The sequence below is a fragment of the Bacillus sp. LLTC93 genome (genome assembly GCF_002993125.1).
GTDB classification, from domain to species: Bacteria; Bacillota; Bacilli; order Bacillales; family Bacillaceae; genus Bacillus; species Bacillus zhangzhouensis.
In genome coordinates this window covers 41,115-62,377 of sequence record NZ_PVME01000005.1, presented here as the reverse complement: position 1 = coordinate 62,377, position 21,263 = coordinate 41,115, and the positions used below count along the sequence as shown (strand labels likewise).

General features: G+C 41.1%; 17 protein-coding genes and 1 pseudogene. 11 read left to right on the top strand and 7 right to left on the bottom strand.

Features of this window, described 5'->3' with window-relative positions; genetic code table 11:
- Positions 1 to 19 precede the first annotated feature (19 nt).
- From C6W18_RS15560 to putP, 3 genes are all read right to left on the bottom strand, one after another.
- Complete coding sequence (locus tag C6W18_RS15560) at positions 20 to 1,426, bottom strand: alkaline phosphatase (protein ID WP_105928159.1); 1,407 nt, start codon at positions 1,424 to 1,426, stop codon at positions 20 to 22.
- 113 nt (positions 1,427 to 1,539) lie between these two features.
- Positions 1,540 to 2,232 (bottom strand): MgtC/SapB family protein, encoded by a 693-nt coding sequence (locus C6W18_RS15555; protein ID WP_024424547.1) that lies wholly within the window; start codon positions 2,230 to 2,232, stop codon positions 1,540 to 1,542.
- 169 nt (positions 2,233 to 2,401) lie between these two features.
- Complete coding sequence (putP, locus tag C6W18_RS15550) at positions 2,402 to 3,883, bottom strand: sodium/proline symporter PutP (protein ID WP_105928158.1); 1,482 nt, start codon at positions 3,881 to 3,883, stop codon at positions 2,402 to 2,404.
- 424 nt (positions 3,884 to 4,307) lie between these two features.
- On the opposite strand from putP, the gene gatC reads away from it, so the two are divergent.
- The 3 genes from gatC to gatB are packed head-to-tail and all read left to right on the top strand — an operon-like array spanning position 4,308 to position 7,514.
- A complete protein-coding gene (gatC, locus tag C6W18_RS15545; protein WP_003213898.1) occupies positions 4,308 to 4,598 on the top strand; it encodes an Asp-tRNA(Asn)/Glu-tRNA(Gln) amidotransferase subunit GatC in 291 nt (96 codons plus the stop codon).
- A gap of 14 nt (positions 4,599 to 4,612) precedes the next feature.
- On the top strand, positions 4,613 to 6,070 hold the full coding sequence (gene gatA / locus C6W18_RS15540) for an Asp-tRNA(Asn)/Glu-tRNA(Gln) amidotransferase subunit GatA (protein WP_105928157.1): 1,458 nt from the start codon (positions 4,613 to 4,615) through the stop codon (positions 6,068 to 6,070).
- A 13-nt stretch (positions 6,071 to 6,083) separates the two neighbouring features.
- On the top strand, positions 6,084 to 7,514 hold the full coding sequence (gene gatB / locus C6W18_RS15535) for an Asp-tRNA(Asn)/Glu-tRNA(Gln) amidotransferase subunit GatB (RefSeq protein ID WP_034320149.1): 1,431 nt from the start codon (positions 6,084 to 6,086) through the stop codon (positions 7,512 to 7,514).
- A 376-nt stretch (positions 7,515 to 7,890) separates the two neighbouring features.
- Here gatB and C6W18_RS15525 read toward each other — a convergent pair whose 3' ends face one another.
- Positions 7,891 to 8,736, bottom strand: coding sequence for a TetR/AcrR family transcriptional regulator (locus C6W18_RS15525; protein ID WP_034320146.1), 846 nt, complete (start codon positions 8,734 to 8,736; stop codon positions 7,891 to 7,893).
- Between the two features lie 129 nt (positions 8,737 to 8,865).
- On the opposite strand from C6W18_RS15525, the gene C6W18_RS15520 reads away from it, so the two are divergent.
- A complete protein-coding gene (locus tag C6W18_RS15520; protein WP_105928156.1) occupies positions 8,866 to 12,015 on the top strand; it encodes an efflux RND transporter permease subunit in 3,150 nt (1,049 codons plus the stop codon).
- A gap of 31 nt (positions 12,016 to 12,046) precedes the next feature.
- Here C6W18_RS15520 and C6W18_RS15515 read toward each other — a convergent pair whose 3' ends face one another.
- Positions 12,047 to 13,000, bottom strand: a complete 954-nt coding sequence (locus tag C6W18_RS15515; protein WP_105928155.1) for a nucleoside hydrolase — start codon at positions 12,998 to 13,000, stop codon at positions 12,047 to 12,049.
- Between the two features lie 181 nt (positions 13,001 to 13,181).
- Here C6W18_RS15515 and C6W18_RS15510 point away from each other — a divergent pair, with 181 nt between their 5' ends.
- The 3 genes and pseudogenes from C6W18_RS15510 to C6W18_RS15500 form a co-directional block, all read left to right on the top strand.
- Entirely contained in the window at positions 13,182 to 14,084 is a 903-nt protein-coding gene (locus tag C6W18_RS15510) for a diacylglycerol kinase (RefSeq protein WP_034320137.1), read from the top strand.
- Positions 14,085 to 14,150: 66 nt separating this feature from the next.
- Positions 14,151 to 15,536 carry a 23S rRNA (uracil(1939)-C(5))-methyltransferase RlmD gene (gene rlmD, locus C6W18_RS15505; RefSeq protein WP_105928220.1) on the top strand — a complete coding sequence of 462 codons (1,386 nt, stop codon included), beginning with the start codon at positions 14,151 to 14,153 and terminating at the stop codon, positions 15,534 to 15,536.
- A 235-nt stretch (positions 15,537 to 15,771) separates the two neighbouring features.
- Positions 15,772 to 15,964, top strand: a pseudogene (locus C6W18_RS15500) (peptidoglycan-binding domain-containing protein); the annotation flags it as partial.
- A 61-nt stretch (positions 15,965 to 16,025) separates the two neighbouring features.
- On the opposite strand, the gene C6W18_RS15495 reads toward C6W18_RS15500, so the two are convergent.
- Positions 16,026 to 16,598, bottom strand: coding sequence for a hypothetical protein (locus C6W18_RS15495; RefSeq protein WP_105928154.1), 573 nt, complete (start codon positions 16,596 to 16,598; stop codon positions 16,026 to 16,028).
- A 688-nt stretch (positions 16,599 to 17,286) separates the two neighbouring features.
- On the opposite strand from C6W18_RS15495, the gene C6W18_RS15490 reads away from it, so the two are divergent.
- The gene (locus tag C6W18_RS15490) at positions 17,287 to 18,261 is read left to right on the top strand and encodes a tRNA dihydrouridine synthase (protein ID WP_105928153.1); all 975 of its coding nucleotides are present in this window, start codon (positions 17,287 to 17,289) and stop codon (positions 18,259 to 18,261) included.
- A gap of 106 nt (positions 18,262 to 18,367) precedes the next feature.
- Complete coding sequence (locus C6W18_RS15485; protein ID WP_105928152.1) at positions 18,368 to 19,222, top strand: SMI1/KNR4 family protein; 855 nt, start codon at positions 18,368 to 18,370, stop codon at positions 19,220 to 19,222.
- A gap of 77 nt (positions 19,223 to 19,299) precedes the next feature.
- On the opposite strand, the gene C6W18_RS15480 is transcribed toward C6W18_RS15485, so the two are convergent.
- Positions 19,300 to 19,671, bottom strand: a complete 372-nt coding sequence (locus C6W18_RS15480; protein WP_105928151.1) for a hypothetical protein — start codon at positions 19,669 to 19,671, stop codon at positions 19,300 to 19,302.
- 172 nt (positions 19,672 to 19,843) lie between these two features.
- Between C6W18_RS15480 and C6W18_RS15475 the strand changes: the two genes are divergently transcribed.
- Complete coding sequence (locus C6W18_RS15475) at positions 19,844 to 20,281, top strand: Rrf2 family transcriptional regulator (RefSeq protein ID WP_105928150.1); 438 nt, start codon at positions 19,844 to 19,846, stop codon at positions 20,279 to 20,281.
- A 64-nt stretch (positions 20,282 to 20,345) separates the two neighbouring features.
- Complete coding sequence (locus C6W18_RS15470) at positions 20,346 to 21,260, top strand: NAD(P)/FAD-dependent oxidoreductase (protein WP_105928149.1); 915 nt, start codon at positions 20,346 to 20,348, stop codon at positions 21,258 to 21,260.
- Positions 21,261 to 21,263 lie beyond the last annotated feature (3 nt).

The window sequence follows — 21,263 nt, the reverse complement described above, 5'->3', positions numbered from 1 at the left end:
TTGAGGCGGGGATTATTTTTTATGGGCGATATGTGGATGGCGATTCAATCATTTGAAACAGGTTTTTTCCTTGCTTTGTATTATCAATCCAGCCCTGAAATGCTGCTTTACCTGGCCCGTATGCATAGACAGGGACATCCTCACCTGTATGGGCAAAGGTTGTCCAGCCTGTGAAAGAACGCTGATCAAAGATACGTTGAATGCTGAGTTGGATCGAACTGGCCTTCCCTGATTGTGCCGCTTTTTCTACCTGTGAGATTTCTTCTGCTGTGAGTGAGACATCAATGTAGGTATGAAGGACATCACGTACAGATTGGCCGCCTGCGATTTTCTTTGCCATATACACAGGGGTTTTTTTTGCAGCTAGGATGGGTGCTGGGTCCCATTTATAGCCGGTCTCACTTGTCATACCATCTGCGCCAAATGAAAAGCCGCCAGTCGCATGATCTGCTGTGATGACGACGAGGGTTTCTTGATCTTTTTTAGCGAATTGAAGAGCCACTTGGACCGCTTTCTCAAAATCCTCCATCTCACTCATTGCACCGACAACATCATTTTCATGTCCAGCAGAATCAATGGTACTGCCTTCAAGCAGCATAAAAAAGCCATGCTGATTGTCCTGATTTAATTGGGTCAGCGCTGCCTGCGTCATGTCTTTTAAAGTAGGCACATGCTTTGGGCGGTCGATGGCTCGATCTAGCTCGTCCTCCTGAAATAAACCGAGCATTTTTGCTGATGATTGAGATGTTAAATCACCTTTCGATCGCAGAATGGAATACCCGCTCTTTTTAAATTCTTGAACAAGGTCACGGTCTTTGCGGTCAAAATATTGCATTCCGCCTCCGAGAAGAATATCGACTTTGTGCTCTCCGCCTATTTTCTCATCAAAGAAGTGGTCTGCAATTTGATCTTTGTTTTTGCGGGAGACGTTATGTGTGCCAAAAGCAGCCGGTGTTGCATCGGTGATATCAGATGAGACGACAAAGGCCGTTCTCATTCGTGCTTCCTTTGCTGCTTCAACGATGCTTCTAAGAGGCTCTGTTTCATGATTGACGGCGATAGCATCATTGTATGTTTTTTTCCCGGTTGCCATGGCTGTCGCTGCGGCAGCTGAATCAGTAATATTATCTCGAGGATCATCTGGGTGTGTCGTCTGCATCCCGACTAAATATGGGTCCCAGACGATTTGTTCTTTTGAAGAAGAATGTTTTTCCTGCTTGAACGTACGGTAGGCTTTGATCACGGGCATCCCCATCCCATCGCCAACGATAAAGATGATATTTTTTGGTACTTTCGTTTGTTTTTTGTCTGCTGCATTCGTTGATGTGGGAGTGACATAATGTGAGGTGAAGATGACAGCTAGTGTGAGTACGGCCAGAATACCAGAAAAGAGAAAAATGCGATTTTTACGATCCATTGAGCCCATGAGAAATCCCCTTTTATCATTTATTTCATAATTTGTATTTTATTTGAATGTTAGCGATGGATCAACCCCTTATCCCATAAAAAAAGGTGACGAGACTTTTGTCTCATCACCATTTACACCGTATCACACTTCACGCCAACAACGCCTTCTAGATCTTTAATATCAAAGTACACATCGGTTGTATACCGATCTTTATGCACACGAACGCGTACTTCCATGATCGGATAGTCCTTTTCTTTTAAATCATCAATTCGAACAGAATGAATGCGAATATTGAGTGCTTTCATTTCTTTTAAAATGTCTGTCATCCGGTTTCGATCAGAAAGTGACATTCTGATGCGGATTTCTTTTTCCTGCAGACGAATCGGTCCGATCCGCTGAAAGAGCCATGGTAAAAATTCGACACTGATCAAAATAAAGAAAAGACTGAGGAAGGCTTCTTTATAAAAACCTGCACCTGTTGCAACCCCAAGTCCTGCTGCTCCCCAGATCATTGCGGAAGTCGTGAGACCTGAGATGACATCATTGCTTTTTCGAAGAATCACACCTGCTCCAATAAAACCAACACCAGATATAATTTGCGCCGGTAACCTGAGTGGGTCCATTTGAAGCTTAGAGACTCGAGGGAAATTGTAGGCTGCATCAATGCTGATGATGGTTAATACGCAGGAGCTGACAGCAATGACAATACACGTTTTTAAGCCGAGCGGCTTTTTCTTTAGCTCGCGTTCTAGACCGATGATCAGCCCGATTAAGGTGGCCACGGCTAATTTTAAGACAGTATCCCATTCAATCGTCCAAAACATGCGTATCGCTCCTTTCACTTCATGTACGTTTCACATCATGTATATGATCTTCTCACAGCCCATATGGCTGCACAACTTTTATTTTATTCAGATTTGAAAGAAAGAAAAGCTTTTTATTTCACTGAAAAAGAGAGTCATCCGCATAAGACAGATGACTCTTTATTTCCTGCTATTTTGTTTCTTCTTCAAGATGATTTTCCATTTTGTTAAACAGCTGTTTTGATGCTTTTGACGGCTGACTTGTCAATAAGCTCACAATGATCGCAGCTAATCCACTTAACGTAAAGCCTGGAATCATTTCATAGATACCTGTTGCATGGTTGAGGCCTGTCGTGATCCATGTCAGAACCACAACGGCACCAACGATCATCCCAACAAGTGCCCCGTGATGATTCATCCGTTTCCAGTATAGGCATAGTAAGATCACTGGACCGAATGAAGAACCGAATCCTGCCCACGCATAACCGACAAGGTCAAGAATCGTATCACTTGGGTTGAGTGAAAGACAAAGTGCAATCACAGCGACAACTAGTACAGACATACGGCCAATCATCACAAGCTCTTGATCAGATGCTTTTTTTCTAAAGAACGTTCTGTATAAATCCTCTGTCATCGCACTTGCTGTGACAAGCAGCTGAGAAGAAATCGAACTCATAATCGCAGCTAAAATGGCAGAGAGTAAAAATCCAGTAATATATGGATGGAACAAGACTTTAGAAAAGACGATAAAAATTGTTTCTGGGTCAGCAAGGTTCATTCCAGTTTCATGAACATATGCCACACCAACTAAACCGACAGACAGTGAACCGATCACTGAAATAATCATCCAGCTCATTCCGATTCGGCGTGCTGGCTTTAAATCTTTTACGGACGTAATGGCCATAAAGCGCACGATAATATGCGGTTGTCCAAAGTAACCTAGTCCCCACGCGAGGAAGGAAATAATGCCAATGACGCTCGTTCCTCTAAAGATATCAAGCAATTTAGGGTCAATCTGTTGAATATCTTGGATTGTAGCAACAGGTCCACCTAATTGTGTAAAGGCAACGATCGGCACGAGCACTAATGCTAAAAACATGATAGCTCCTTGCACAAAGTCCGTTAAACTCACTGCCAAGAATCCACCAAACAATGTATACAAAATGACAATACTTGACGTCAAGATCAGCCCAAACATGTAGTGAGCACCGAATGCTGACTCAAATAAACGTCCGCCTGATACCATCCCAGACGATGTATACAGCGTAAAGAAGATTAAAATGATGACGGCTGAAACAGCTTTTAATAAAGCAGATGATCCTTTGAATCGTTTATCAAAGAAATCAGGAATCGTAATGGCATCATCAGCAATTTCTGTATAAGAACGTAAGCGAGGTGCAAGAATTAAATAGTTCAAGTAAGCACCAACGATTAATCCAATCGCAAGCCAGGTCGTCGATAAACCTGTTTTATACATTTCACCTGGAACACCCATCAGCATCCAGCCGCTCATATCCGCAGCACCTGCTGAAAGGGCTGTAACGAATGGGCCAAGCCCGCGTCCACCAAGCATATAGTCATTTAAATCATGTGTTTTCCTAAACGCATACCAACCGATGGCAAGCATTCCGATAAAATAAATAGATAAGGAAATCGTAACTTCAATACTCATTTTGTTTTCTCACCTTTTTCGTATTAATTTGACATCACCTCAATCAAAATATATAGAAGTGTCAGGGCAGCATTTTTGATTGATTGCCCTGCTCACTGCTATGGTTACTTAACCTATCAGAGTATTCCCAAGTGATCAACCTTCTTAAACCTCTTCATTTTTAAGAAAAAATGCGTGGATCGGTGATAAGCCTCTGCATGTATACGCTTACAAAAACAAACTAAAGTAAAAATTTTCTGAAAAATAAAAAGTTACCTCCATGAATATTTTCTTTATCGGTTGGATGAAAAAGACGGTTCAACAGAAATGTCCTTTCACCGTGCCCGCGTAAAGTTGCTTTAGAACAGTAAAATTTGATATGATAAAGTGTATATGACTTATGATCATGACTATCAACACGCATCATTTTTGGAGGTGAACCTGCATGTCAAGAATTTCAATAGAAGAAGTAAAGCACGTTGCGCATTTAGCACGGCTTGCCATTACAGAAGAAGAAGCTGAGATGTTTACAGAACAGCTTGATAGCATCATTTCATTTGCAGAGCAGTTAAACGAGGTAGATACGGAAAACGTTGAACCAACAACACACGTATTAAAAATGAAAAACGTCATGAGAGAAGATGTTCCGAATAAAGGTCTTTCCATTGAGGCAGTCATCAAAAACGCGCCTGATCATAAAGACGGCTATATTCGTGTGCCATCAATTTTGGACTAAAGGAGGCCCGAGACATGTCACTGTTTGATCACAAAATTTCTGAATTAAAAGAGCTTTTACATAAAAAGGAACTGTCTGTTTCTGATTTAGTGAACGAGTCTTATAAACGAATCAATGAAGTAGACGGGAAAGTACAAGCATTCCTTGCACTGGACGAAGAGAAAGCACGTGCGTATGCAAAGGAATTGGACGAGGCAGTTGGTGAAAAGGACGAGCTTGGTCTATTGTTCGGTATGCCGATCGGTGTGAAAGATAACATCGTGACGAAGGATTTACGTACAACAGCATCAAGTAAAATCTTGCAGAACTTTGATCCAATATATGATGCAACCGTTGTGAACCGTCTAAGAGAGGCGGAAGCTGTCACAATCGGTAAACTAAACATGGACGAATTTGCAATGGGATCTTCTACAGAGAACTCAGGCTACAAAGCAACGAAAAACCCATGGAATTTGAATACAGTTCCGGGTGGATCAAGCGGTGGATCAGCTGCATCTGTTGCAGCAGGTGAGGTACCATTTTCTCTTGGATCAGATACAGGCGGTTCTATTCGCCAGCCAGCATCATTCTGCGGGGTTGTAGGTCTTAAGCCGACATATGGCCGTGTATCCAGATACGGTTTAATTGCATTTGCTTCATCATTAGATCAAATTGGGCCGATTACGCGTAATGTAGAGGACAATGCTTATGTTCTTCAAGCGATTTCTGGCGTCGATCAAATGGACGCAACAAGTGCAAATGTCGATGTCCCAGATTTTCTTTCTTCATTAACTGGCGACATCAAAGGTCTTAAAATTGCAGTGCCGAAAGAATATCTTGGCGAAGGCGTTGGCGAGGAAGCAAAAGAGTCTGTTCTCAAAGCGTTAAAAGTATTAGAAGGACTTGGTGCGACATGGGAAGAAGTGTCTCTTCCGCATTCTAAATATGCGCTTGCGACTTACTACTTACTGTCTTCTTCAGAAGCATCTGCGAACCTTGCGCGTTTTGACGGCATCCGCTATGGCTACCGTACAGATAACGCAGACAATCTCATTGATTTATACAAAAATACACGTTCTGAAGGCTTCGGGGACGAAGTAAAACGCCGCATCATGCTTGGCACATTCGCTCTAAGCTCAGGATATTATGATGCGTATTATAAAAAAGCACAAAAAGTCCGTACATTGATCAAAAAAGACTTTGAAGATGTGTTCGAAAAGTATGATGTCATTGTAGGACCAACAACACCTACTCCTGCATTCAACATCGGTGAAAAAACAAGCGATCCACTTACTATGTACGCAAACGACATTTTAACGATCCCTGTTAACCTTGCAGGCGTTCCGGGAATCAGTGTGCCTTGTGGATTTGCAAACGGTCTTCCGTTAGGACTGCAAGTCATCGGCAAACACTTTGATGAAGGAACAGTTTATCGCGTCGCTCACGCTTTCGAGCAAGCAACAGATCATCATAAAGCAAAACCTGAACTGTAAGGGGTGAATCAGAATGAACTTTGAAACGGTAATTGGACTTGAAGTCCACGTAGAGCTAAAAACACAATCAAAAATCTTCTCAAGCTCGCCGACACCTTTTGGTGCAGCTGCCAATACACAAACAAGTGTCATCGACCTTGGTTATCCTGGCGTATTGCCTGTACTGAACAAAGAAGCGGTGAACTTTGCGATGAAAGCGGCAATGGCGCTGAACTGTGAGATCGCAACAGACACAAAATTTGACCGTAAAAACTACTTCTATCCTGATAACCCAAAGGCTTATCAAATTTCACAATTTGATAAACCGATCGGTGAAAACGGCTGGATTGAAATTGAAGTAGACGGCAAAACAAAACGAATCGGTATTACGCGTCTTCACTTGGAAGAGGATGCAGGAAAACTGACGCACACAGGCGACGGTTATTCACTCGTCGATTTCAACCGCCAAGGCACACCGCTTGTTGAAATCGTATCTGAGCCAGACATTCGGACACCAGAAGAAGCGTACGCTTACTTAGAAAAGCTTAAATCCATTATTCAATATACAGGCGTATCCGACTGTAAAATGGAAGAAGGCTCACTTCGCTGTGATGCCAATATTTCTCTCCGCCCAATTGGACGTGAAGAGTTTGGAACGAAAACAGAACTTAAGAACTTGAACTCGTTCGCTTTCGTTCAAAAAGGGCTTGAATTCGAAGAGAAACGTCAAGAGCAAGTATTGCTTTCTGGCGGTCTAATCGAGCAAGAAACACGCCGTTATGACGAAGCGTCTAAAAAGACAATTCTGATGCGTGTCAAAGAAGGCTCTGATGATTACCGCTACTTCCCAGAACCGGATTTGGTGGAGCTGTACATTGATGATGAATGGAAAGAGCGCGTCAGAGCATCGATCCCAGAGCTTCCAGACGAGCGCCGTAAACGCTACATCGATGAGCTTGGACTGCCTGCATACGATGCGATGGTTCTGACGCTGACAAAAGAAATGTCTGATTTCTTTGAAGCGACCATTTCAGAAGGTGCAGAAGCGAAGCAAGCATCGAACTGGCTGATGGGTGAAGTATCTGCCTACTTAAACTCTGCTCAAAAAGAGCTGGACGATACAAAACTAACGCCTCAAGGGCTTGCTGGCATGATCAAACTCATTGAAAAAGGAACGATTTCCTCTAAGATTGCCAAAAAGGTATTCAAAGAACTAATCGAAAATGGGGGAGATGCAGAAACAATCGTCAAAGAAAAAGGACTTATCCAAATTTCTGACGAAGGTGCACTGCTCAAACTTGTCACAGAAGCACTTGATAACAACCCGCAATCCATTGAAGACTTTAAAAATGGAAAAGACCGCGCCATTGGTTTCTTAGTCGGACAAATCATGAAAGCATCGAAGGGACAAGCAAATCCACCGATGGTCAACAAGATACTTCTTGAAGAAATCAACAAACGCTAAATAGCAAAAACCGCCTCATGAAGAGGCGGTCAGATTGATGACAAAGGGCTAAAATGATCTTTATTTTAGCTCTTTGTCTTTTTTTCAGCGTGATATGAAAACCCTTGAAGTCTAGGAAGGCCGAGTACTGGAGCGGAGCGAATTTGATATTCGTGAGCACCAGCACGCAGAACTGACACCGAATGCGAGGGTTTGTCTTCACGCTGACCGCCTTATGGAAGAGGCGGTTTTTTTGTATGGGAATGACAGGGTCTTATCATAGATTCAGACCACCGCCGTATATCAATTCGGAGATTCTTTTCTTATAATGAAGCATAAGCGAAAGAACATATTCGAAGGGGATCAAGGTGAACTAAATGAAAAACGGCACGTAATGTTATTGCAGAAACAGCTTCAATTGTTCCACTACTCTTAGGACGGCAGGGTCCTCACACATGTCTAAATTTGTCAGCATCCCTTGAATGACCGGCTTACGAGGCTCATCTTTCGCTAGTTCTTCTTCAATTACTTCGATAGATACGAGCGTATCATCAGAAAGCAGATGCTCAAGCTTTAACAATCGAAGCTCCTCTCGAAGGGAAACGGCATTCGGCGCTTCATCTTCCCAAATGGCTTGATTCAGAATCGGTTTCGTCTTAGAACGAAGCAGTCCTTGAACCAAATCATCAAACCGATCGAGTATAAAGGAAGAGAGCTCGTCAAATGATAATTGGATATGATCTTGTAAAAGTAGTAACTGCACATATGATTGAATGATTCCTTGGGTCATGACTGACAGGTCAGTTATATAAGGTTCAATCTGTTGTCCATAAGTAGCCAATAGGGAAATTTGTATTTCATCATGCATTTGTTTTTTCACAGTTTTAGAATGCTTTTTAATTTGCTGATTTTCTGGAATAATGTTCTCGCTGAGGATCAAAATGATAAAATCCTTGTTCTCTGCAAAATGCTGAAACTGTTCAGCGATTTGTTTCTGAAAGATCTCTCTAGGCGCAAGATGCTGATTCTCTTTTCGAATTTTTTCAATACTTTGCATAGAAGTGTCGATATAATATTCGAACGCTCGGTTGAAAAGCTGTTCTTTTGATTTGAAGTGCAAATAAAACGCACCCTTAGAAATTCCGCACTCATCTGCTATTTCCTGAATGGTCGTAGAAGAAAAACCCTTTTTCGCAAACAACTGGATGCTTGCTTTAATGATTTTTTCTTTTTTTTCGTTCATGAAATGAGACCCCTTCAACTTTAGAATGTTTTGCCAAATAAGTAAAATGGTTGACTACATTGTATATCACCGATTATTATGATATAGAATGACCAGTCAGTCAATACATAACAGAAAATGGAGGACATAATGAATTCGATCATCAATTTTGTATTAAAGAATAAGTTCGCTGTATGGCTCATGACAATTATCGTAACAGTTGCTGGTCTATATGCTGGATTGAATATGAAACAAGAATCAATCCCGAATATCAACACTCCAGTCATTACGGTTTCTACAACGTATCCTGGTGCAACGCCGGACGAAGTATCAGATAAGGTGACCGATCCAATTGAAAAAACGATCCAAAACCTAAATGGAGTGAGTGTCGTCACTTCCAATTCATATGAAAATGCGTCATCCATTCAAATTGAATATGACTATAGCAAAGACATGGATGAGGCGAAAAAAGAAATTGAAGATGCGATTAGCAATATCAACTTCCCAGAAAATGCGGAACAACCAAAAATCGCACGTTTCACCATTAACGCCATTCCAATTTTAGCACTCAGTGTGTCTGGCGATAAAGAATCCTTACAGGAATTAACTGAAAAAGTTGAAAATGATTTGATCCCTGCACTCAAAGGTCTCGATGGAATCTCATCTGTAGATGCATCTGGTCAACAAATCAAAGAAGTGCAATTCTCATTTAAACAAAAGAAACTCGAAGAATACGGTTTAGATGAAGAAACCGTTCAAAACATCATCAAAGGTTCCGATGTAAACCTGCCACTTGGTTTATACACATTTGACAACAAGCAAAAATCGGTTGTCGTGGATGGTAACATTTTAAGCGTGAAAGACTTGAAAAATATGCGTATTCCTGTGACAGGAGGGGCCGGTAATGCCTCTGGCGGAATAGGAAATACAGGTGCAGTTGGAAGTGCTGAGCAACAAGCAGCAGCGGGCAGTCAGTCTGTAGAGCTCCCAACAGTGAAGTTATCTGAAATAGCCAATATCAAAGTAGTAAAAGAAGCAGAATCAATCTCAAAAACGAACGGTAAAAATAGTATCGGACTTCAAATTATGAAGGGCTCTGATGCAAATACAGTTAGTGTTGCAGAAGAAGTCACAAAAGAACTAGACAAATTTAAAAAAGACAACGATGGAATGAACATAAGTTCAACTTATGATCAGGCAGAGCCAATCAAAGAATCTGTCAGCACAATGCTGAATAAAGCAATCATTGGTGCCATTTTCGCCGTTATTATTATTCTCTTGTTCCTTCGTGACATCAGATCAACATTGATCTCGGTCATCTCGATCCCGTTATCACTGTTAATTGCTATCTTAATTTTAAATCAGCTCGATATTACGCTGAACATTATGACCCTTGGCGCGATGACCGTTGCAATTGGTCGTGTCGTGGATGACTCCATTGTCGTCATAGAAAACATATACAGACGAATGGCACTCAAAGATGAACCGTTACGAGGAAAAGCCCTTGTACGAGAAGCAACGAAAGAAATGTTCTTGCCAATTATGTCTTCAACGATAGTCACAATTGCCGTGTTCTTGCCATTAGCACTTGTTGGTGGCATGATCGGTGAATTATTTATCCCATTTGCATTAACAATTGTGTTTGCATTACTTGCATCACTTCTTATAGCCGTTACGATCGTTCCAATGATGGCACACAGCTTGTTTAAGAAAAACTTGTATGGCGATAGAAAAGAGCTCAAAGAACACAAGCCAAGCAAGCTAGCACTTGGCTACAGACGTGTGTTGAACTGGACATTAAATCATAAATGGATTACGTCTGGAATTGCCGTTCTTATGCTTGTCGGAAGCTTATTCTTAGCACCACTTGTTGGCGTTAGCTTCTTGCCACAGGAAAGTGAAAAAACAGCAATAATCACGTACACACCTGAGCCTGGACAAACAAGAGAACAGGCTGAAGATGAAGCGAAGAAAGCAGAAGAATACTTAATGAAACGTGAGCATGTCGATACAGTTCAATATTCATTAGGTACATCAAATGCTCTGATAGAAAATGCTGGCGGAACTTCAAATGGTGCGCTCTTCTTTGTTAAATATGAAGATGACACACCGAACTTTGAAAAAGAAAAAGAAAAAATCAGCAAAGATATTCAAAAAAATGCATCTCAAGGTGAATGGAAGTTACAAGATTTCTCATCTGGCGGTACGAGCAATTCTGTCACTTACTATGTGTATGGTGATACAGCAAGTGACATTGAAGGTACAGTAAACGATGTAGAAAAGATTTTAAAAGATGAGAAGAACTTGAAAAACGTGAGCACAAGCTTGGCTGATAAATACGATGAATACACATTTAACGCAGACCAAGAGAAGCTTGCTAAACTAGGCCTTACAGCTTCCCAAATCGCACAAGAGATTGCACATCAAAGCAGCGAAATCACTTTAACGAAGGTGACAGAGGGCGGCACAGAAATTGATGTGAAGCTTCAAACAGATAAAGACGAATACAAGAGTAAGAAAGATTTAGAAGATAAAAAAATCACGACACCTACAGGGCAAGAAATCCGAATCGGAGATGTAGTGAAGGTCAAAGAAGGAACAACGGCAAATACAATCACGAAACGTGACGGTAAAATCTACGCTGAAGTATCCGGAGATATTACAACGGATAACGTAGCGAGTGTCACACAAGACGTACAGAAAAAGGTCGACAAGCTTGACTTGAAATCTGGTGTAACTATTGATTCAGGCGGTGTGAGCGCAGATATTCAGGAATCCTTCACACAGTTAGGGATTGCGATGCTAGCTGCCATTGCCATTGTGTATCTGGTATTAGTTATCACATTCGGTGGAGGGCTTGCACCATTTGCGATCCTGTTCTCACTACCATTCACAGTCATTGGTGCCTTGGTCGGATTGTTTGTAGCGAAAGAAACGATCAGCTTAAACGCAATGATTGGCTTGCTGATGCTGATAGGAATCGTCGTAACAAATGCCGTTGTCTTAATTGACCGAGTCATTAATAAAGAGAAAGAAGGACTCTCAACAAGAGAGGCATTACTGGAAGCTGGTACAATAAGAGTACGTCCAATCTTAATGACGGCACTTGCGACAATTGGGGCACTTCTTCCATTAGCATTAGGATTTGAAGGCGGAAGCCAAATTGTTTCAAAAGGCCTTGGCGTCACAGTCATTGGTGGTCTGGCAAGTTCAACATTGCTGACATTGGTTATCGTACCAATCGTATATGAAATGTTAAGCAAATTTAAACGCAAAAAGAAATATGTAGAAGAAGATTGAGATGAAGCCCCGCTTTGATGGCGGGGCTTTTTTATGTTGAAATCTGACAAACAGCTCTTTTCATAAGCTCTTCAAATGCTTGGAAAAATGCATCACGATCGACATGGTCAATCACTTGAATTGATTTTCCATCTGTATGCTTTTCGGTACGTCCTTGCTTTGGCGTTTCGGTGTAAACGATCGCATTCATTTCCTTTGAACGAGTAAATGATGAGGAAGCAAGAGTGATCGTTGTCAGCACGTCCCATAAGTAGTAAGTCGAATTGGTTTCATGATGAATGAGCGGCGGGCAAAAGGCGTAACACTGTCCAATAAAATCAATCCCGATATGAGAACGAAGGGAAGCCCATCGCTGACGAATATCAGGTGTAAGCGGAACTTGATTTGTGCTCTCAAGTGCGACCATTTCAATAGGAAAGCGTTCCTGAAAAACAGTGCTGACAGCATAAGGGTCCCAAAAGGCATTCCATTCTGCTGTCCCATCATGCTCGGGTTCTTCGACATTGCCTTTTTCAAGGAACGTACCGCCCATCCACACCAATTTCTCAATTTTATTAGAGATTGAAGGATCTTCTTCTAAAGCGCGTGCAAGGTCTGTGAGCGGACCAGTAAAGAGCAGAGTGACAGGTTCTTTTGCCTTTTTAACCGTTTCAATTAGATGAAGGTGTGCTGGAAGCTTGGACACTTTTGTATCAACAGTGCCTTTTTCATTTAAAATCGGCAGTGCATCTACATAAAAAGCATGCATGCGCCATTCCTTTGGAAATGGATTGACACCTCTAGAATTGGAAGCAGCGACTTCAATCTCATATGGGCTAAATCGGTCAATGATTTTCTGAGACGCACTCAGCGCGGGCTCTAAATAACAATCAGCAGGAATCACAGACATTCCGATGACTTTCAGGTGCTCCATTTGCAGGAGAAGAAATAAGGAGACGAGGTCATCAACACCGCCGTCATGATTGAAATAGACAGGCTTTTTCATCGCATACCATCCTTTGCAGCGTTTTCTTTTATCTTATCAGAATGCTTATCTGTTGAGGGAGATGTGCCATGAGATTTCAAATATGAGGTGGTTGTTCTGTTGCCATTTTCAAAACTCATAGTATAATTAAAGGTTGTTAGTGGTGAAAATAGATTGCATAATGAATATAGGATGATGATGAATGAAACGTGCTCGAATTATATACAATCCGACATCTGGGCGGGAACTCTTCAAGAAGAATTTACCGCAGGTTTTGCAAAAATTTGAACAAGCTGGTTATGAAACATCTTGTCATGCGACGACATGTGCAGGAGATGCGACACAAGCAGCAGAAAAAGCCGCACAGAGAGATTTTGATTTAATTGTAGCAGCAGGTGGAGACGGCACGATCAATGAAGTCGTCAATGGACTAGCGCCGCTTGATAAAAGACCAAAATTAGGAATCATTCCAGTTGGAACGACAAATGACTTCGCAAGAGCACTTGGAATTCCAAGAGAAGATATTTTAAAAGCAACAGATGCCATTATTGATGGTGTAGCAAAGCCGCTTGATATCGGTAAAGTCAATGGCCATTATTTTATTAATATTGCTGGTGGCGGCCGCTTAACAGAACTAACCTATGAGGTGCCTAGTAAGCTGAAGACAATGCTTGGACAGCTTGCTTATTATTTGAAAGGCATGGAGATGCTTCCTTCCATCCGCCCAACAGAAGTTGAAATTGAATATGACGGCAAATTGTTTCATGGAGAAATCATGCTGTTTCTCGTTTCACTCACAAACTCAGTAGGCGGCTTTGAAAAGCTAGCACCAGATTCCATTCTAGATGACGGTATGTTTGACCTGATTATTTTGAAGAAGGTCAATCTAGCAGAAGCTATTCGAGTGGTTAGTCTTGCACTTCGAGGCGAGCATATACATGATAACAATGTCATCTACACAAAAGCGAATCGCGTCAAAGTAGATGTAAAAGATAAAATGCAACTCAATTTAGATGGTGAATACGGCGGCATGTTGCCAGGTGAATTTGAAAACCTGTATCGCCATATTGAATTTATTGTGCCAAAAGCAACAGCTGAAAAATAGGGTAGAGATTGAACTTGGTTCCTTATGGCGACCAAGTTTTTCTTTGCAAATGAGGTGATGAAATTGGTGAACATGAAACCACCTGTTCAAAAGAATGAATATTACAATGTAACCTTCGAAGATTTAACGCACGAAGGTGCTGGTGTCGCTAAGATTGAGGGCTTCCCTGTTTTTGTACCTAATGCTCTCCCGGACGAACAAGGAAAAATAAAAGTAACACGTGTCAAAAAAGGATTTGCTTTTGGACGACTTATGGAGCTGACAAAGGAAAGTCAGCACAGGCAAGATGCGCCATGTCCCATTTACAAGCAGTGCGGTGGCTGTCAAATTCAACATATGAGCTATGAAGGCCAGCTGCTATTTAAACAGAAACAAGTAAAGGACGTATTAGAGCGGATCGGCAAGCTTGATATGAGCCGTGTAAAAGTTCATCCTGTACTCGGCATGGAAGACCCGTGGAATTACCGAAATAAAGCACAAGTTCCAGTTGGCGAACGGGAAGGCGGGCTTGTTGCAGGATTTTATCAGCAGCGTACCCATGAAATCATTGATATGGAAAAATGTTTGATCCAGCAATCAGAAAACGATGAAGTCGTTCAAGCTGTCAAAGAAATATGCCAAGCGTTCGGTATCAAAGCATATAACGAAGAGCGGCATAAAGGCTGGCTGCGCCATGTCATGGTTCGCTACGGCATTGCAACAGGTGAAATGATGGTTGTTTTTGTTACTAGAACGGCTGACTTTCCGCAAAAGCAGCAGGTGATTGAGCAGATGATAGCACGTTTCCCACACGTTCGGTCAATTGTGCAAAACGTGAATTCGAAGAAAACAAATGTCATTTTCGGAGACGAAACGACCGTTTTATGGGGAGAAGAATACATTTATGACACGATTGGCGACATCAAATTTGCTATTTCAGCCCGTTCGTTTTATCAAGTGAATCCAACTCAAACAAAGGTTCTTTACGACAAAGCGCTTGAATATGCAGAGCTGCAAGGCGAAGAAACCGTTATCGATGCCTACTGCGGAATCGGTACGATTTCCTTATTTCTCGCACAAAAAGCAGGCAGAGTATATGGCGTAGAAATTGTGCCAGAAGCGATTGAAGATGCAAAACGCAACGCTGCCTTAAACGGGATTAACAACGTTGAATTCGCAGTTGGCGAAGCAGAAACTGTTATCCCAAACTGGTACAAAGAAGGCATCAAAGCAGATACGCTAGTTGTCGATCCGCCAAGAAAAGGCTGTGATGAAGCACTGCTTGATACGATTTTAAAGATGAAACCAAACCGCGTTGTGTATGTGTCCTGTAATCCCGGGACGCTTGCTCGTGATTTGCGTATTCTTGAAGATGGTGGATATGTGACGGAAGAAGTGCAGCCTGTGGATATGTTTCCGCATACGGCGCATGTGGAGTGCGTGGCGTCTTTATCCCTTAAATTGTCTAACTAAAATAATCTTCTCACAGATAATTAACATTGCCGATTTCCATGTTTGACTCAATATTATCCCGGTATCCTTCAATTGGATTTCGGGGTTTTTCTTGTCAAATAACTCCTCTTTTCTCTTATATCTCCTCTATTCCTTGGGGTTTCTCACTTTATCCAATATACCGTCCATAATAGTTCGAAGAATGCCCCGCAGGCTGTTTAATCGTCGGGACAGCCGCCGTTGCTCATACAAGTAAAAAGCCGTACAGCAAGCCCTGGCGGCGGCTTACTACTACCCTGACAAAGGGGCGGAAAAATAATGGCGTTGATGGCTATTACGGACCGAAAATTGCGGATGTGGTCAAACGATTACAACTTATGCATGGTCTTGCTGCTGATGGCATCTATGGTCCAAAGACTAAAGCAGCGCTAGAAAAGCTATTAAAATAAAAATCTATAGACATACGACTATAGATAGTAAAAGCTATGAAATAAACAAACCCCTTCTCCATTATTGGATGGGGGGTTCTTCTTCTATATTTTGATTTTTTTGATCCAGCGCAGAGGATATGATATCAAGTCCAATGTATAAAAAACTAACAAAGAAAGATAAAATTAATACACCATTCCCCCATATAGAAACTTCAACTATCTCCATATTTAGTACATATTTAATTGAAAAGTAAATAAGAGCCCACGAAGCAAAAAATTCTAAAATATAAGTTATCCATTTTGGAACCTTCAACAAAAAAATTATTCCTTTCCCTATAAATAAAACGATAAATGACCAAAAAATCACAATGATGCTGACTAACAACGAAAAGGTAATTAAAGAGAAAAATGAATCATAAGTGATGTATTCACCGAAAAGAAAATTTACTCCCAATGAGACTAGGTAAAGCATGGCAGTTGGAAGGACAATAACGAAACTTAGGGAAAAAAATATAAGTAAAATAAGAAGAACGGCAGCAATAGCGCCAGGGGCTTCATCTACAACGTTTTTCTTCCTTAGAAAAGTATAGAATATGATAGACACTAAAAGGAGTATTAAAAAAGTCAATGAAATCACGTAAGAAAAAGACATGAAGACCCTCCATAAAAAAGCGCTATTAGAGTCGTTAAAGTGTTTGACTGAATAGGGCTAGTACTGTTATTTGTTGCGGCTTGTTGTAAAGAAGTTTTATACACCTTCGTATGTACTGGTGTTGTTGATTTAGCCGGCTCTGCTGCAAACGCGGTAGTCACACCAAGACCGGAAGTTAATAAAGTTGCGCTTAGTAGTGCAGGAACAAATTTTTTTTCTAAGAGTCATGTTAATTTCGCCTCCGAAAATTCAATGTAGAGGCTGTTTATAATGTTAGAAAAATCTTGTTGTCCAAGCAACAATTATAAGATACATCTTAAGAAAATCCAGTGAATTAAGTCTTAAAATCGTATAGGTCTTTTATATAAGATAGTACCTTTTTAACGGCGTTTACGTCTCCTGAAATGTTTGATATTTTATATAGTGCTGATCGTATTTTGTTAATGTTCATTTTAAGCTCCTTTTGCGTCTGTCCATTATAAAAAAACGTCCCCAAAAGAATACTTTTAATTACAATAATTGTTTATAGTTGATTATGATCAAAGCCTGTTATAATAAGGTTTCTAACATCAAGAACGAACGTTTGCGTTGAATCCTTACAAAAGTATATAATGATTAAAATTGCTGAACGAATTTATAGAAGGACATGCCCTTTAGGCGCTATGTCATGAGAGGAATTGGATGAAAGATGAGTAAAAATTTCTGGCATGATTTACCACGGCCATTTTTTATATTAGCACCAATGGAAGAAGTGACAGATGTTGTGTTTCGTCACGTTGTGAGTGAGGCGGCGAGACCAGATGTGTTTTTCACAGAGTTTACGAACAGTGAGAGCTATTGCCATCCTGATGGCATTCAAAGTGTGAAGGGGCGTTTAACGTTTACAGAGGATGAGCAGCCGATTGTTGCTCATATTTGGGGAGACAAGCCTGAGAACTTTAGACAAATGAGTATTGGAATGGCGGAGTTGGGATTTCAGGGGCTTGATATTAATATGGGCTGTCCTGTTCCGAATGTTACACAAAACGGGAAGGGCAGTGGTTTGATTCTTCGTCCAGACGTTGCCGCAGAGCTGATTCAAGCGGCAAAAGCTGGGGGTTTACCTGTCAGCGTCAAAACAAGACTTGGTTTTACCGAGGTCGATGAATGGCGCGGATGGCTCAGACACATATTGGAGCAAGACATTGTGAATTTATCGATTCACCTTCGCACAAGAAAGGAAATGAGCCAAGTTGATGCGCATTGGGAGCTCATTCCAGAGATTAAAAAGCTTCGTGATGAAGTAGCACCTGATACCCTTTTGACCATTAATGGTGATATTCCTGATCGAAAAACGGGCTTAAAGCTTGCTGAGCAATATGGAATAGACGGAGTGATGATTGGGCGAGGGATTTTCCATAACCCATTTGCCTTTGAAAAAGAGCCGAAGGAACATACGAGCGATGAACTGCTAGGTCTTTTAAGATTACATCTTGATCTCCATGATCAATACTCATCACTAGGTCTGCGTCCGTTCACAGCACTACATCGCTTCTTTAAGATTTATGTAAAAGGATTTCGAGGAGCAAGTTTCCTAAGAAATCAATTAATGAATACATCATCAACAGATGAAGTGCGTGCGATGCTTGATGAATTTGAAGCGAGAAATAAAGAACAATCATGATAAAAAAAGAGGAGGGATAACCCTTCTCTTTTTTTATAATAGGACTATTAAACTAGTTCTAATAAATGGTAAGATGAGATAGAAATGACATTTGGAGGTATTTTGATTGAAACCATTCTGGGATAAAGACATAGAAAGCGAAGAAACATTTAAGAAAATCAATGAGAAAGGAATTGCAAAAGCTGAGAAGAAATTAGGCGTCATCCTGCCGGATACATATAAGAAACTCATCCTTGAACAAAATGGCGGCTATACCCTACATAACGCTTTTCCGACAGATCAATCGAATGGTTGGGCAGAGGATCATGTACAGTTCAACCATTTAAGAGGGATTGCCAAAGGCGAAGGTATTATGGATAGTGATTATTTAATAGAAGAATGGGAATTGCCTGAGGGACTTGTGCTCATTTGTGGGGATGGTCATACGTGGATCGCATTGGATTATAGAGAAACGAAGGAGCACCCGCCTGTTCATTACTTCGATCTAGAGGACGAGACAGATTTCAAACTAGCGGATTCGTTTGATGAACTGATTGCTGGGCATTATACCGCAGAGGATAGCTTAGAAGATGGGATGTCAGATGAAGAGTGGCTGGCTGAATACGAAAAGCAAAATAAACCATTATCAAAAGAAGAAGTGAAAGACATTTTCATCACCAAAGACCCTGAACAACTTTCAAAAATCTCAAATTTTCAAGTGGAACAAATAGATGATATTAAGTGGATTTTTTCTGAAGTAGAAACATATATGGACACCATTCAAGACGAAGAAATGTTAACGACTGCTGGCTGGGCAATCAATACAATCTTTATACTGAATGAAGAAATGATTAAGCAGCATGCTGATGTTGTTGAGAATGCACGTCGTTTTGCGGAGCATTTGAATCAATCAGAAATAGATGAGATGCACGACATAGCCAATAATATATCGATTGCGTTGGAATTTGATTTAGACGAGTAATAAATCTTTCTTTTTTAGTGAGAAATCTGTTATTTCAACAAAAGACCCCCTTACCAAAAAGGGGGGTCACCAACCACTTACTCAGCGCTCTCCTCAACCTCACGGCTATCTTCTGTTTCACCAATATAAATAGGGCCGTTTGCATGGTCGATTCGGATTGGCCATTCGTATGGGACTTGCAGGCGTCTTGCGATGGCTCTCCAAAATTTAGTGGAGTCGAGTTCGAATTCTTGGAAGTCTTTTAATAAGTCTTTGTAAGACGAGCCATCAAATTGAATGTACATGTCTTGCAGGCGGATGAACGCGACATGTCTCACTTCTAGTGCTGCCGCAGCTTCCATTTCTTCTTCTGTTGCTTCTCCAATGATCGTTCCTGCGGGTGGAAGCATGTCATATACATTAAATTCCTCTTCTTCTTCATGGGCTGCATTGTGCTGTTGATCTGACATTTTCTTCACTCCTTCTACTATTCATCATTGCTACACTTCTATTATCGGAAGAAAATGCGAAATGTGGAATGAATTCAGGAAGGAGATGCACGACACTTGCTTTTTTTCAAAGAATCTTTTAAGATAAATTACAGATATAAAAGGTCTATAATAGATAGGAAGGAATCATCTGATGAAATATTCTAAAGCGACCAACTATGCGCTGCATACGATGGTGTTTTTAACTCTTGCGCCAAAGGGAAAAGCGATGGGTGTTGAGCCTCTTGCTAAGATGCAAGATCTTTCACCAACCTATTTATCAAAAATTTTAACAAAGCTTGTGAAGGCGGGATTGATTGAATCAACGCCTGGTGCAAAGGGAGGATACACCATTCTCAAACGAAAGGAAGACATTTCGTTTTTAGACGTCATTCAGGCTGTAGAAGGGCACACGAATTTATTTCGCTGTTCCTTAGAGCACGAATCTTTAATGCCTCACGATGGTTGTTTGATTGAACAAGTCATGCAGGATGTTGAAACAAAAATGCAAGAAACCCTCAGTCAAAAACGTTTAATTGATATTGCGAGTCAAATTGAGCAGACAGAAAAGAATCCATTTTTCAAGATGTAATTTTTTTGATCAAATTATAGATATAAAGAGTCTTTGAAGTCTTTAATAAAAAGGAGAGATTCATATGTTCATAGATTGTGCCATTATTGGAGGCGGACCAGCTGGATTAAATGCAGCACTTGTTGTGGGAAGGGGCAGAAAACAGGTCATCGTGTTTGATGACGAGCAGCCAAGAAATCGAGTGACACAGGAATCACATGGTTTTATTACAAACGATGGAATGACACCGTTTGAGATCAGAAAAGCGGGAGAGGCAGATCTTCAGACCTACCCTAATATCCAAATCAAACGAAGTAGAATTGTTGATATACAAAAGAAAGAGGACCGCTTTACGTTACTGACACACGAGGGTGAGACGGTTGAATCAAAAAAAATCATATTGGCAACGGGACTTCAGGATATTTTACCAGAGATCAAAGGGATTCATGATGTGTATGGAAAGACGTTGTTTAGCTGTCCTTTCTGTGATGGATGGGAATTAAAGGACAAGGCACTTGCGCTCATTGCAGAGAATCATCGTGCCTTGCATATGGCTAAGCTTCTCTCCAATTGGACAAAGGATTTGATCGTGTTTACGAATGGGCAACAAGTGTTAGCTGAAGAGGAAAGGGTACTTCTTTCGGCGCATTCTATTCAAGTCATTGATGTGCCAATTGTGTCGATCGAAAATCACAATGGGCAGCTGCACTCTCTTCAGCTTGCGGATGGGGAGAGAGTAAAAAGAGAAGGCGGATTTGTAGCAAGTGATTTCAAGCAATCAGCCCCATTTGCCGAAAAGCTTGGCTGTCAAATGACGAAGAATGCGGGTATTGAAACAGATAGCCTTGGACGCACATCCGTAAACGGTGTATTTGCATGTGGTGATACTTTAGGTGGTCCTGCTCAGCTAGTTCTTGCAGCAGCTGCTGGCAGTCAGGCAGGAATGGGCGTGATTCATGAGCTTGTACAAGAGGCGTTTCAAGAAAAAACATCTCTATGAAAG

Excerpts from the sequence above, each read along its gene's own strand:
- C6W18_RS15480 (WP_105928151.1), bottom strand. The coding sequence starts at position 19,671 with ATGTCAGATCAACAGCACAATGCAGCCCATGAAGAAGAAGAGGAATTT.
- putP (WP_105928158.1), bottom strand. The coding sequence starts at position 3,883 with ATGAGTATTGAAGTTACGATTTCCTTATCTATTTATTTTATCGGAATG.
- gatB (WP_034320149.1), top strand. The coding sequence starts at position 6,084 with ATGAACTTTGAAACGGTAATTGGACTTGAAGTCCACGTAGAGCTAAAA.
- C6W18_RS15490 (WP_105928153.1), top strand. The coding sequence starts at position 17,287 with ATGAGTAAAAATTTCTGGCATGATTTACCACGGCCATTTTTTATATTA.
- C6W18_RS15470 (WP_105928149.1), top strand. The coding sequence starts at position 20,346 with ATGTTCATAGATTGTGCCATTATTGGAGGCGGACCAGCTGGATTAAAT.
- C6W18_RS15560 (WP_105928159.1), bottom strand. The coding sequence starts at position 1,426 with ATGGGCTCAATGGATCGTAAAAATCGCATTTTTCTCTTTTCTGGTATT.
- C6W18_RS15510 (WP_034320137.1), top strand. The coding sequence starts at position 13,182 with ATGAAACGTGCTCGAATTATATACAATCCGACATCTGGGCGGGAACTC.
- gatC (WP_003213898.1), top strand. The coding sequence starts at position 4,308 with ATGTCAAGAATTTCAATAGAAGAAGTAAAGCACGTTGCGCATTTAGCA.
- C6W18_RS15520 (WP_105928156.1), top strand. The coding sequence starts at position 8,866 with ATGAATTCGATCATCAATTTTGTATTAAAGAATAAGTTCGCTGTATGG.
- C6W18_RS15515 (WP_105928155.1), bottom strand. The coding sequence starts at position 13,000 with ATGAAAAAGCCTGTCTATTTCAATCATGACGGCGGTGTTGATGACCTC.
- C6W18_RS15525 (WP_034320146.1), bottom strand. The coding sequence starts at position 8,736 with ATGAACGAAAAAAAAGAAAAAATCATTAAAGCAAGCATCCAGTTGTTT.
- C6W18_RS15495 (WP_105928154.1), bottom strand. The coding sequence starts at position 16,598 with ATGTCTTTTTCTTACGTGATTTCATTGACTTTTTTAATACTCCTTTTA.
- gatA (WP_105928157.1), top strand. The coding sequence starts at position 4,613 with ATGTCACTGTTTGATCACAAAATTTCTGAATTAAAAGAGCTTTTACAT.
- C6W18_RS15475 (WP_105928150.1), top strand. The coding sequence starts at position 19,844 with ATGAAATATTCTAAAGCGACCAACTATGCGCTGCATACGATGGTGTTT.
- C6W18_RS15555 (WP_024424547.1), bottom strand. The coding sequence starts at position 2,232 with ATGTTTTGGACGATTGAATGGGATACTGTCTTAAAATTAGCCGTGGCC.